The organism is Phenylobacterium sp., assembly GCF_036402295.1.
In the GTDB taxonomy this organism is placed as follows: domain Bacteria; phylum Pseudomonadota; class Alphaproteobacteria; order Caulobacterales; family Caulobacteraceae; genus Phenylobacterium.
This window is the reverse complement of record NZ_DASWTE010000056.1, coordinates 57236-68191: the sequence shown is the minus strand read 5'-3', so window position 1 is coordinate 68191 and position 10956 is coordinate 57236. Positions and strand designations below refer to the sequence as shown.

Genomic DNA, 10956 nt, shown 5'->3' with positions numbered 1-10956 from the left:
AAGGGCCGGAGGGGTCTTCCGCTCGGGACGCCGTTGAGGCCCCCCTCAGTCGGCATTCGCCGACAGCTCCCCCGATGGGGAGCAATTGCTCCTACACCCGCAGCGGCATCAGGATGTACTGCACGTCGGCGTCGGCCGGATCGAGCACCAGGGCGGGGTCGTTGGGGCCGCCGAAGCGGAGCTCCATGCTGCCGCCCGCGATCTGGTCGGTGATGTCCAGCAGGTAGCGGGCGTTAAACGACAGCTCGAAGGGCTCGCCCTCGTAGTCGATCTCCAGCTCTTCCACCGCCTGGCCGGCTTCCATGTTGCGGACGGTCAGGACCACGCGGCCCGACTCGATGGCCATGCGCACGGAGCGGCTCTTCTCGGCCGAGATGGTGGCCACGCGGTCGACCGCCTGTGCGAACAGCTTGGCGTCGACCATGACCGTGCGGTTGTTGTCCTTGGGGATGACGCGCGCGTAGTCGGGAAAGTTGCCGTCGATGACCTTGGAGGTCAGCGCCGCGCCGCTCATCTCCAACCGAACCTTCTGGGGGCTGATCTGCAGCGAGACGTTCTCGCCGGCGTCTTCCAGCAGGCGGCGCAGCTCGCCGATGGTCTTGCGGGGCACGATGACGCCGGGCGCGCCGGCCGCGCCCTCGGGCGCCGCCATGTCGGCCAGGGCCAGGCGCGAGCCGTCGGTGGCCACCGCCCGCAGGCGCGGCGCCCCGTCGATGATCACGGTGTGGACGTAGAGGCCGTTCAGGTAATAGCGCGTCTCCTCCGCCGAGATGGCGAAGCGCGTCTTGTCGATGAGGCGGATGAGGTCATTCACATCGACCTCCATCTGGCTCGCGAAGCCCTCGGCCGACATCACCGGGAAGTCGCCGGCCGGCAGGACCGGCAGGTTGAAGCGCGAGCGGCCGGCGGCGACCGTCAGGCGCGGATCTTCGCCGGTGAAGCTGAGCGAGACGTCGGCGCCCTCGGGCAGCTTGCGGACGATTTCGTACAGCGTGTGGGCCGGCGCGGTGATCTGGCCGGGCTGGTCCACCTGGGCCACGGCTTCGTCGATGATCTCCAGGTCCAGGTCGGTGGCGGAGAACGTCAGCCGGTCGCGCTCGGCCGCCAGCAGCACGTTGGAGAGGATCGGGATCGTGTTCCGGCGCTCGACGGCGCTCTGCACATGTCCCAGCGCGCGGAGCAGCGCGGCGCGTTCGATCGTAAGCTTCATGTCGGTCCCGGCTCGCCAATCGCCCGCCGTCGGCGAATCACCCGTGCCGGCGCGCGCCCCGAAAAGAGGGGACTTGCGACATTAGCGAAATCGTAAGGCTGCGAAAGAGCGTGGCCGCCTAACTCACAGCAAAACGCCTCGCAGCGTGTGCGAGGCGTCTCAGTGACCGTGCGGAAGGCGATCAGGCGCGGGTATCGACCGAGCCGCCGGCGTCGGCCTCGTCCCCGGCCGCATAGGGGTTGGCGGCGCCATCCGGCTTCGGCGGGGCGGCCGTCTTCGCGGCGACCACCACCATGGCGGGGCGAACCAGGCGCCCCAGCAGCTCGTAGCCCGCCTGCAGCACCTGGATCACGCCGCCCGGCTCCACGTCGGTTCCGGGCTGTTCCATCATCGCCTGGTGCTTGTGGGGGTCGAACTTCTCGCCCTTGGCGGGGTCGATCTTCTTCAGGCCGTTGTTCTCGAAGGCGCCCGCCAGCGCTTTGGCTGTCAGCTCGACGCCGACGATGAAGTTCTTGGCCGGCCCCTCGACATCGGCGGGGGCCGAGGCCAGCGCGCGGTCGAAATTGTCGGCCACGCCCAGCAGGTCGCGGGCGAACTTGGTGATCGCATAGGCGCGCGCGTCGTTCGTCTCGCGCTCGGCTCTGCGCTTTGTGTTCTCGGCCTCGGCGGCGTAGCGGAGCACCTGCTCCTTCAGCGCCTTGATCTCGGCGGCCATCGCCTCGACGTCGGCGTCGGCGTCGTCACCGGCTTCGAAATCGGCGGGCGTCAGATCCTCAGACATCGTTCTCGCAGCGTCCTTACGTCTTCATCACCTGACCAAGCACGCGGGCGGTATAGTCCACCAACGGAATGATCCGGGCATAGTTCAACCGGGCGGGCCCGATCACGCCGATCGCCCCGACCACCTTCTGTGCGCCCGTCATATAGGGCGCCGCGATCACAGCGGAACCCGAAAGGCTAAAGAGCCGCGTTTCGGCGCCGATGAAGATGCGCACGCCCTCGCCGTCGCGGACGCCGTCCAGCAGCTGGATCAGCTGCTCCTTCTGCTCCAGGTCCTCGAAGAGCGAGCGAACGCGTTCGAGGTCTTCCAGCGCCTCGCGGTCCTCGAGCAGGTTGGCGCGGCCGCGCACGATAAGGGCGCGCTCCTCGGCCTCGCCGCCGCCCCAGGCGGCCAGGCCGTCCTCCACGAGGCGGGCGGCGCTGACGTCGAGCTCGCGCCGCGCGCGGTCCAGCTCGACGCGCAGGTCGGCCTTGGCCTCGCTGAGCGTCTTGCCGCGCAGCCGGGCGTTCAGGAAGTTCGACGCCTCCTGCAGGGCCGAGGGCGTCACGCCGACCGGCAGGCGGATGAGGCGGTTCTCCACCGTACCGTCGTCGAAGACCATGATCGCCAGCGTTCGGTCGCCCGAGAGCGGCACGAACTCCACGTGGGTCACGCCGGCGTCGCGCATGGGGGTGACGACGACGCCCGCGCCGCCGGCCAGCCCCGAGAGGATCGAGGAGGCCTCGTTCAGCGCGTCCTCGTAGTTGCGGCCGTGCGCCAGCAGGCGGGCCTCGATGTTGCGGCGTTCGTCCTCCCCGACGTCGCCCACCTCCATCAGCCCGTCGACGAACAGACGCAGGCCCGCATGCGTCGGCAGCCGGCCGGCGCTGACGTGCGGCGCGCCCAAGAGGCCGAGCTGCGTCAGGTCCTGCATGGTGTTGCGGATCGAGGCGGGCGACAGCGAGACCCCGCCCTTCGAGAGCGTGCGCGAACCCACCGGCTCGCCCGTCTCGAGATAGCTCTCCACGATACGCCGGAAGATGTCCCGGGCGCGGGCGTCCATGTCGGTGAGCGTCGGCCCTCGGGAGAACAGCGGTGGCGTCACGGGGTGCGTCAGGGTTGGCCCATAGACTGTCTACGTCCGATCTAGGATAAGCGCGGCCCGAAGCGGCGCAAGCTGCGCGACCTACGAAAGCCCCCAACGCAATGCGACCCTCCGAACGCGCCCCCGACCTCCTGCGCCCGATCGTCCTCGAGACCGGGGTGACGCGCTACGCCGAGGGCTCGTGCCTGATCTCGGCCGGCCACACCAAGGTGCTGGTGACGGCGAGCCTGGAGGAGGGGGTGCCGGGCTTCCTGCGCGGCAAGGGCCAGGGCTGGGTGACCGCCGAGTACGGCATGCTGCCGCGCGCCACCCACACCCGCGGCCGCCGCGAGGCCGCGACCGGCAAGCAGAGCGGCCGCACCCAGGAGATCCAGCGCCTCATCGGCCGCTCGATGCGGGCGATTATCGACCTGAAGGCGCTGGGCGAGCGGCAGATCACCATCGACTGCGACGTGCTGCAGGCCGACGGCGGCACCCGCACGGCCTCGATCACCGGCGCCTGGGTCGCGCTGCGGCTGGCGACGAAGTACCTGCTGGACGAGGGCGTGATTGCCGCCGACCCGATCCTCGACCAGGTGGCGGCGGTGAGCTGCGGGATCTTCGCGGGCACGCCGGTGCTGGACCTCGACTACGAGGAGGACTCCAACGCCGAGGCCGACGCCAACTTCGTACTCACCGGCTCGGGCGACATCGTCGAGGTGCAGGCCACCGGCGAGAAACGTGGCTTCAGCCAGGCCGAGTTCGAGGCCCTGTTCTCGCTGGCCCGCAAGGGCATCGGCGAGCTCTGTGCCATGCAGCGGACCGCGACGGGCGCCTGACGCCCTGCGCGCCGCAGGCGCGATCATTGAAGCGCAGAAAACGCCGAAAGGCGCGGAAGAGCCTTCCGGTACATCATTCCGCGGCATTCCGCGTTTTCCGCGGATGAATCTTATCGGCGCTGACGCGCCAACGACGCCCAAAGGTCAGTGCGAAAACGAAAACGGCGCCGCCCCTCGCGGGGTCGGCGCCGTCGACGTCCGTGGGCTGCGGCCTGCTCTCGCGGAACCGCGGCTACGGCCGGTAGATCAGAAGAACACGTGGAAGCGCATCGCCTGCGGGGGCACGCGCTCGAGTTCGCGCGCTAGCGGGGCGAACATCGCGTCCAGGAACTTTTCGATAAGGGCGATCATGGCGATCACTCCATTGTGCAGTGCAGCGTAGCGTAGCTGGGCTTTTAGGTCCTGCCCTCCGGGAGTTCAAGGATTTCCCGGCTCGGCGAATAAATCTGCGCTGCAATGCCGCATGACTGTCGCCGCAACGCAACACGCGTAACACGGTTGCGCCGCAGCTTGATCGGCGCGACCGTCGCCCGCCGAGAGGCGCACTCTGGGGCGGACGCCAATGCCTGACATGCGAGCCGACGATCCGCTGCGGCGGGTCGCGAAGTCCGAGCGCATCGTGGCGCTCGACGTCCTGCGCGGCATCGCGATCCTGCTGATCCTGCTGATGAACATCCCGATCATGGGTGGCTACTCCCTGGTCGAGCCGTTCGATCCGCGGATCGTGAGCTGGACGCCGGCCGACCAGGCCACATTCATCGGCGTCGGCATGTTCTTCGAAGGCACCCAGCGCGGCCTCCTGGAGGTGCTGTTCGGCGCCGGCGTGATGATCATGACGCGCAACGCCATGCAGCCTGACGGCCCAGTCAGCGTGGCCGACCTGCACTATCGCCGGAACCTCTGGCTTGTCGCTTTCGGCCTGATCCACGCCTTCGTGCTGCTGTGGCCGGGCGACATCCTGTTCGCATACGGGATCACCGCGCTGTTCGTGTTCCCGTTCCGCCGACTGGGCCCGACGACCAAGGCGCTCGTGGGCGCCGCCTTCATCCTGGCCGCCATCTCGCCGGGCGTGATGCGCTACGCCGAGCGCGTCGACCTGAAGGCCGACGTCGCAGCCGCGCAGGCCAAGGTGCAAGCCGGCAAGACGCCCAGCGCCGCCGAGAAGGAGGCGCTCGACACGTGGAAGGAGAAGGTCGAGGCGGCCGCGCCGCTGGCCAGCAACAAGAAGAAGCAGGAGGCGGTCGCCAAGGAGAAGAAGGCGCGGCTGGGCCCGTTGCCGGGCTATGCCGAGGCGCTGGCCGGCATCTGGGCCAAGTTCAATGTCGGGCCGTTCCTCTACTTCGGCTTCTTCGAGATCTTCGGGACCATGCTGCTGGGCATGGCGTTGTACGACTGGGGCGTCCTGCAAGGCCGCGCGCGGACGGGGGTCTATGTGGCGATGGTCGTCGCAGGCTACGGCCTGGGCGCCACTGCTCGCTACCTCGCCGACATGGAAGCCCTGCGGTTCACGCCAGAGCCCAAGATCGGGTGGATGACGTGGGACGCGGCCCGCATCGCGCTGGTGCTGGGCCACATCGGCCTGGTGAACCTGGCGCTGCGGACCGGCGTGGGCCAGCGGGTGCTGGGGGTGTTCCAGGCGCCCGGGCGGATGCCGCTCACCGTCTACCTCACGGCCTCGGTCCTGTGCATGTGGATCCTGTTCCCGGGCATCGGCTTCGGGCTCTTCGGCCAGTTCGGCTGGGCGGGCCTCACCGCGATCGCCCTGGCGATCATCGCCGCGCAGGTGGTGCTCGCGAACGTCTGGATGGCGGCGTTCGAGAGCGGGCCGGTGGACTGGCTCTGGAAGAGCCTCGCCTACTGGAAGCGCCAGCCATTCCGAAAACAGGCGACGGGCGCCGAGGCGCTCGCGGCGGCGGAGTAGCTGCGCGCTACTCCTCGTCCTCGTCGAACATGTCGTCGGGGCCGGGTTCATAGACCAGGAGGTCGCCGGGCTGGCAGTCGAGTTCGCGGCAGAGGGCCGAGAGCGTCGAGAAGCGGACGGCGCGCGCCTTCCCCGTCTTCAGGATCGACAGGTTGGCGATGGTGACGCCCACGCGGTCGGCGAGTTCGGTCAGCGACATGCGGCGGTCGAGGAGCACCCGGTCGAGGCTTACGCGGATCGGCATGTGTCGTGGGGTCCCTAGATCGTGAGCTCGGCTTCGCGGCGCAGGCGTGCGCCCTCGCGGAAGACCTCGGCCAGGACGAAGACGACGAGGACGGAGAACCAGGCGGTGAGGCCGACCCCGGGGTCGTTGCGCTGCACGCCGGGCAACAGGGCGCCCACCGCCCAGAAGGCGTAGCGGCCGAGCTCGAGGCCGGCAAGAATCAGGCCTATCAGGCGCAGGCGGGCGACGTTGTCGGGATGGAAGGGGTCGCCGGCGGTCAGCGTCGTGAAGATCCGGCGCAGCGAGCCCACGATGACGAGGATACCGGCGAGGTAGAGGGCCGCCGCTGCGAGCCCGGCGGTCAGGACGGGACCGCGCTCCAGCATTTCGGCGGCTTCGCCGTTGAATTGGACGCCCTTGAGGAGGTCGGGATTAAAGCTCAGCAGCAGCGCCGCGAGCGTGATCAGCGACATGACGGCGACGCCGATCCAGAGGGCCGCGAAGACGACGTCGAGGATGATTTTCAGGAAGCTCGAAACCGAACCCGGACCCAAGGCGCGCATGTCTCTATCGGCTCCCCCTCAGCAAGGCTTCGTCGTGATCCGCCGCGGGGTGGCCATCTGGGCCAAGGCCGGGGCGGATCGTTCGACGAACCTCATAGTTCTCTTGCTTTAAGAACCTAGAGGAAGGCGGCGCGGGCGGCGATGCTCAGGATCGGCATGGCCGCCAGGACGACCATCAGGCTCATCGCGGTCCGGTCGAGGGTGATCATGGTCTTGGCGAACATTTTTTAGCTCCGTTGCGTTCTGCTGCACTGCAGCGGTGGGTTGGGTCGAAGCGCTCTGCTTCGATGTGATTATCAATACGCCCGCATCGTTTCTCGATCACGTGAATATCGATTAACAATATTAAACTTTCGCAATGCAGCGCGCGCCGGGCGGCGGTAGGTTCCGGCCGCGGAAGACGAGGAGCGTATGCATGGCCTTGAAGCTGGAACCGGGGACGCGGCTGGTGGTGGCCACGCACAATCCGGGCAAGGCGCGCGAACTGTCCGAGATTCTCGAAGGCCGCTTCGAGCTGGTGGCGGCCGGCGAACTGGGCCTGCCCGAGCCGGAGGAGACCGAGGCGACCTTCTCGGGGAACGCGCTGCTCAAGGCCCGCGCCGCGGCCGACGCCTCGGGTCTGATCGCGCTCGCCGACGACTCCGGCCTGTCGGTCAAGGCGCTGGACGGCGCGCCCGGCATCTATTCGGCGCGCTGGGCGGGACCGGCCAAGGACTTCGCCATGGCCATGCAGAAGGTCGAGGAGCGGCTGGAGGAAGTGGGCGCCGAGGACTTCGCGGCGTGGTTCACTTCGGCCCTGGCCGTCGCCTGGCCCGGCGGGCCGGCGGTGGTAGTGGAGGGCCGGGTGGACGGGACCCTCACCTTCCCGCCGCGCGGCGACAAGGGCTTCGGCTACGACCCCATCTTCGTCCCCGTGGGGATGACCCAGACGTTCGGCGAGATCGAGCCGGTGACCAAGGACGGCATGAGCCACCGCGCCCGGGCGTTCGAGAAGCTGAAGGCGGCGCTGTTGTGACCGAACCGCCCCCACCGCTGGGGGTCTACGTCCACTGGCCTTACTGCGCGCGGATCTGCCCCTACTGCGACTTCAACGTTTTCAAGGCGAAGGGGCGCGAAGCCGAGGCGGCCGAACTGGCTGCTGCCATCGTGGCGGACCTCGAGGCGCAGCGGGCGATCACCGGGCCGCGCGAGCTGGTGTCGGTGTTCTTCGGCGGGGGGACGCCGTCGCTGATGGACCCGGCCTGGGCGGGCGAGATCGTGGCGGCGGCGCGGCGGCTCTGGACGCCGGCGGCCGACCTGGAAGTCAGTCTGGAAGCCAATCCCACTGACGCCGAGGCCGCCCGGTTCGCGGCCCTGGCTGATGCGGGCGTGAACCGGCTGTCGCTGGGCCTGCAGTCGCTGGACGACGCGGCGCTCAGGTTCCTCGGCCGCAACCACGACGCCGCCGAGGGCCGGCGGGCGGCGCAGACGGCTGCCAGGGTGTTCCCGCGGCTGTCGCTGGACCTGATCTATGCGCGGCCCGGCCAGACGCCGGCGGCCTGGGCCGACGAACTGCGCGCCGCCGTCGACTTGGGGCCTGAGCACCTGTCGCCCTACCAGCTGACCATCGAGGCGGGCACCGCCTTCGACCGGGCCGTGCGCCGCGGCCTCTTTGTCCCGCCTGGCGACGAGGCGGGGGCCGACCTCTACGAGACCACCCAGGCCATGCTCGAGGCGGAAGGATTCGAGGCCTACGAGGTGTCGAACCATGCGCGGGGCGCGGCGGCCCGGTCGCGGCACAACCTCGTCTACTGGCGCGGCTGGGACTACGTCGGAGCAGGCCCCGGCGCGCACGGGCGGATCACCACGGGCGGCGCGCGGCTCGCCACCGAGGCCGCGGACCGACCGGCCGACTACATCCGCGGCGTCCACGAGACGGGCGCGGGGTTCGAGAGCCGCGAGGCGCTCTCGCCCGTGCAGGCCGCCGAGGAACGGCTGCTGAGCGGCCTGCGGGTGCGTGAGGGCGTGGCGTTCGGCGAGGTGGCGGCGCTGGGGCTGTCGGCGCGCCACCCGACCGTGCGGGGGCTCGTGAACCTGGGGCTGCTGGCCGACGACGCCGAACGGCTGATCGCGTCTCCCGCAGGCCGGCGGGTGCTGGATTCGGTGACGGCGGAGCTGGCGCTGGCCGAACCCTAGCTCGCCACGGGCAGCCAGATCTCGAACCCACCTTCGCCGCTGAGGGGGTCGAATTCAGCGGGATAGCGCTCGAAGAACGGCGCGTCGGCGAGGGTCTTCACGCGGCCCGGGACCCAGTCGGCCCAGATGGTGCGCCAGACCGCGCGGATCTCGGAGATGTGGCCCGGGTAGCGCCACACGGCATAGCGCTGGGCGCCCAGGCGCAGGCGGGCGAGCGGGCCGGGCACGTCGGAAAAGTCGGTGACCTCCATGGCGGTCAGGTAGTCGGTGGTCCCCTCGTCGTCGCCGTTGAAGACGACGCCGTAGGACACATAGGGAACCTGGTGCGGGACATGGCCGAGCCAGGGGGCGAAGCGCTGCCACTGGTTCGGGATCGCCGACATGTCGCCGTCCCGGTACTGCTCCAGGAGGCCGGCGAGGAGGAGTGGGCCGCGGTCGACGTAGACCGGGTCGGCCAGCTTGATGGCGGTGAGTTCGTCCAAGCTAAGGGGCTCCACGAGTTCGAGCGACTGGGCGCAGCCCTGGCCGCGGACCTGCTCAGGCGTCTTGCCGAACTGGTCGCGGAAGGCGCGGGTGAACGCTTCGTGGGAGCCGTAGCCGGCGTCGAAGGCGACCGAGAGGATGTCGGGCGCCCCGCCAGCCAGGACGCGCGCGGCCTCGGTGAGCCGCCGCGCCCGGACGTAGCGCATGACCGAGCGGCCGGTGACTTGGCCGAACGCCCGCACCAGATAGAACCGCGACAGGCCCGCCACGTCGGCCACGTCCTCGAGCGAGAACGGCTCGCCGAGATGGCCTTCCACGAACCAGATCGCCTTCTGCACGGGGTCCATGACCGCTCCCACGAAACCTCGTGGTTCTCGCCTCTTCAGGAGCCTACCCGCTTGATCGCTGTTGCGCGCCAGGAGCGAGCGCGCTTGCGTTCCGGGCGCGGAGCGGCGAACCCTCCGCGATGGCTCGCGCCCTGCCCCCGCCGACCCTCGACGACGCGCCGCTCGCACCGGGGCTCTACGTGGTGGCGACGCCGATCGGGAACCTGCGCGACATCACACTGCGGGCGCTCGACGTGCTCGCCCAGGCTGACCTCGTGCTGGCTGAGGACACGCGGGTGACGGGGAAGCTGCTTTCCGCCTTCGGGCTATCGGCCAAGCTGGAGCGGCACGACGAGCACGCCGCCGAGCGGGCGCGGCCGAAGGCGCTGGCGCTGCTGGCCGAAGGAGGCCGGGTGGCGCTCGTCAGCGACGCGGGCACGCCGCTCATCTCGGACCCCGGCTACCGGCTGGTGCGCGAGGCGGCGGCGGCGGGCTTCAATGTGGTCCCGATCCCGGGCGCCTCGGCGCTGCTGGCCGGGCTGTCGGCGGCAGGCCTGCCGACTGATCGCTTCCTGTTCGTGGGCTTCCCGCCGCCGAAGAGCGCCGCGCGGCGGACGTTCCTGGCGGAGTTCGCGGGCGTGCGAGCGACCTTGGTCTTCTTCGAGGGCGGCTCGCGGCTGGCCGAAAGCCTGGCCGACATGGCCGAGGTGCTGGGCGACCGCGAGGCGGTGGTCGCCCGCGAACTCACCAAGCTCTACGAGACCTTCTACCGCGGGCCGCTCTCCCAGCTCGCCGCCCACCCGAAGCTGGACGCGCCGAAGGGCGAGATCGTGATCCTAGTGGCGCCGGGCCGCGAGACCGAAGCCACCGCCGCCGACGCGGACGCCGCGCTGAAAGACGCCCTGGCCCGCCTGAAGCCGGCCGACGCCGCCGCCGAGGTGGCCAAGGCGCTGGGCCTGCCGCGCCGCGACCTCTACCGGCGCGCGATGGAGCTGAAACAGTGAACGTGCGGGTCGCCCGCGGCGCGGCCGCGCGCCTCTCCGGCCGGCGGGCCGAGGTGTGGGCCGCCGCCTGGTTGATGGCCAAGGGCTACCGCATCCTGGCCTTCCGCTGGAAGACGCCGCTGGCCGAGATCGACGTCGTCGCGAAACGCGGGCGCGTCTTGGCCGTTGTGGAGGTGAAGAGCCGCACCACACTGGAGGTCGCGCTGGAGACGGTGACCTACGACCAGCGCGACCGCCTGCGCCGCGCCGGCGTGCAGTTGGCCGCGACGCGGCCGGCGCTAGCGGGGTGCGATGTCCGCCTCGATCTGCTGGCCCTCGCCCCGGGCCGACTTCCTCGGCATATTCCTGACGCCTGGAAGGGCGTCTAA

General features: G+C 70.0%; 12 protein-coding genes. 6 read left to right on the top strand and 6 right to left on the bottom strand.

Going from position 1 to position 10956, the window contains the following annotated elements; genetic code table 11:
• Positions 1–91: 91 nt before the first annotated feature.
• The 3 genes from dnaN to hrcA form a co-directional block, all read right to left on the bottom strand.
• Positions 92–1210: a DNA polymerase III subunit beta gene (gene dnaN / locus VGD44_RS03620; protein WP_331083950.1), complete on the bottom strand. Its 1119-nt coding sequence runs from the start codon at positions 1208–1210 to the stop codon at positions 92–94.
• A 181-nt stretch (positions 1211–1391) separates the two neighbouring features.
• Positions 1392–1991 carry a nucleotide exchange factor GrpE gene (gene grpE / locus VGD44_RS03615; RefSeq protein ID WP_331083948.1) on the bottom strand — a complete coding sequence of 200 codons (600 nt, stop codon included), beginning with the start codon at positions 1989–1991 and terminating at the stop codon, positions 1392–1394.
• A gap of 16 nt (positions 1992–2007) precedes the next feature.
• Positions 2008–3033, bottom strand: a complete 1026-nt coding sequence (gene hrcA, locus VGD44_RS03610) for a heat-inducible transcriptional repressor HrcA (protein ID WP_331083956.1) — start codon at positions 3031–3033, stop codon at positions 2008–2010.
• 143 nt (positions 3034–3176) lie between these two features.
• On the opposite strand from hrcA, the gene rph reads away from it, so the two are divergent.
• Entirely contained in the window at positions 3177–3893 is a 717-nt protein-coding gene (gene rph / locus VGD44_RS03605; protein ID WP_331083946.1) for a ribonuclease PH, read from the top strand.
• A 562-nt stretch (positions 3894–4455) separates the two neighbouring features.
• Positions 4456–5814 carry a DUF418 domain-containing protein gene (locus tag VGD44_RS03600; protein ID WP_331083944.1) on the top strand — a complete coding sequence of 453 codons (1359 nt, stop codon included), beginning with the start codon at positions 4456–4458 and terminating at the stop codon, positions 5812–5814.
• 7 nt (positions 5815–5821) lie between these two features.
• On the opposite strand, the gene VGD44_RS03595 is transcribed toward VGD44_RS03600, so the two are convergent.
• Together VGD44_RS03595 and VGD44_RS03590 are read right to left on the bottom strand one after the other, a co-directional pair.
• Positions 5822–6058, bottom strand: coding sequence for a helix-turn-helix transcriptional regulator (locus VGD44_RS03595; RefSeq protein ID WP_331083943.1), 237 nt, complete (start codon positions 6056–6058; stop codon positions 5822–5824).
• 14 nt (positions 6059–6072) lie between these two features.
• Positions 6073–6600 (bottom strand): DUF2975 domain-containing protein, encoded by a 528-nt coding sequence (locus tag VGD44_RS03590; protein ID WP_331083941.1) that lies wholly within the window; start codon positions 6598–6600, stop codon positions 6073–6075.
• Between the two features lie 415 nt (positions 6601–7015).
• Between VGD44_RS03590 and rdgB the strand changes: the two genes are divergently transcribed.
• The gene (gene rdgB / locus VGD44_RS03585; RefSeq protein WP_331083939.1) at positions 7016–7615 is read left to right on the top strand and encodes an RdgB/HAM1 family non-canonical purine NTP pyrophosphatase; all 600 of its coding nucleotides are present in this window, start codon (positions 7016–7018) and stop codon (positions 7613–7615) included.
• Positions 7612–8775 carry a radical SAM family heme chaperone HemW gene (gene hemW, locus VGD44_RS03580; protein ID WP_331083936.1) on the top strand — a complete coding sequence of 388 codons (1164 nt, stop codon included), beginning with the start codon at positions 7612–7614 and terminating at the stop codon, positions 8773–8775. The genes rdgB and hemW overlap by 4 nt, the downstream gene beginning before the upstream one ends.
• On the opposite strand, the gene VGD44_RS03575 is transcribed toward hemW, so the two are convergent.
• Positions 8772–9605 carry an AraC family transcriptional regulator gene (locus VGD44_RS03575; RefSeq protein WP_331083934.1) on the bottom strand — a complete coding sequence of 278 codons (834 nt, stop codon included), beginning with the start codon at positions 9603–9605 and terminating at the stop codon, positions 8772–8774. The genes hemW and VGD44_RS03575 overlap by 4 nt on opposite strands.
• Positions 9606–9724: 119 nt before the next feature.
• Here VGD44_RS03575 and rsmI point away from each other — a divergent pair, with 119 nt between their 5' ends.
• Entirely contained in the window at positions 9725–10588 is an 864-nt protein-coding gene (gene rsmI / locus VGD44_RS03570) for a 16S rRNA (cytidine(1402)-2'-O)-methyltransferase (protein ID WP_331083932.1), read from the top strand.
• Positions 10585–10956 carry a YraN family protein gene (locus VGD44_RS03565; protein WP_331083930.1) on the top strand — a complete coding sequence of 124 codons (372 nt, stop codon included), beginning with the start codon at positions 10585–10587 and terminating at the stop codon, positions 10954–10956. Before rsmI ends, VGD44_RS03565 begins: the two co-directional genes overlap by 4 nt.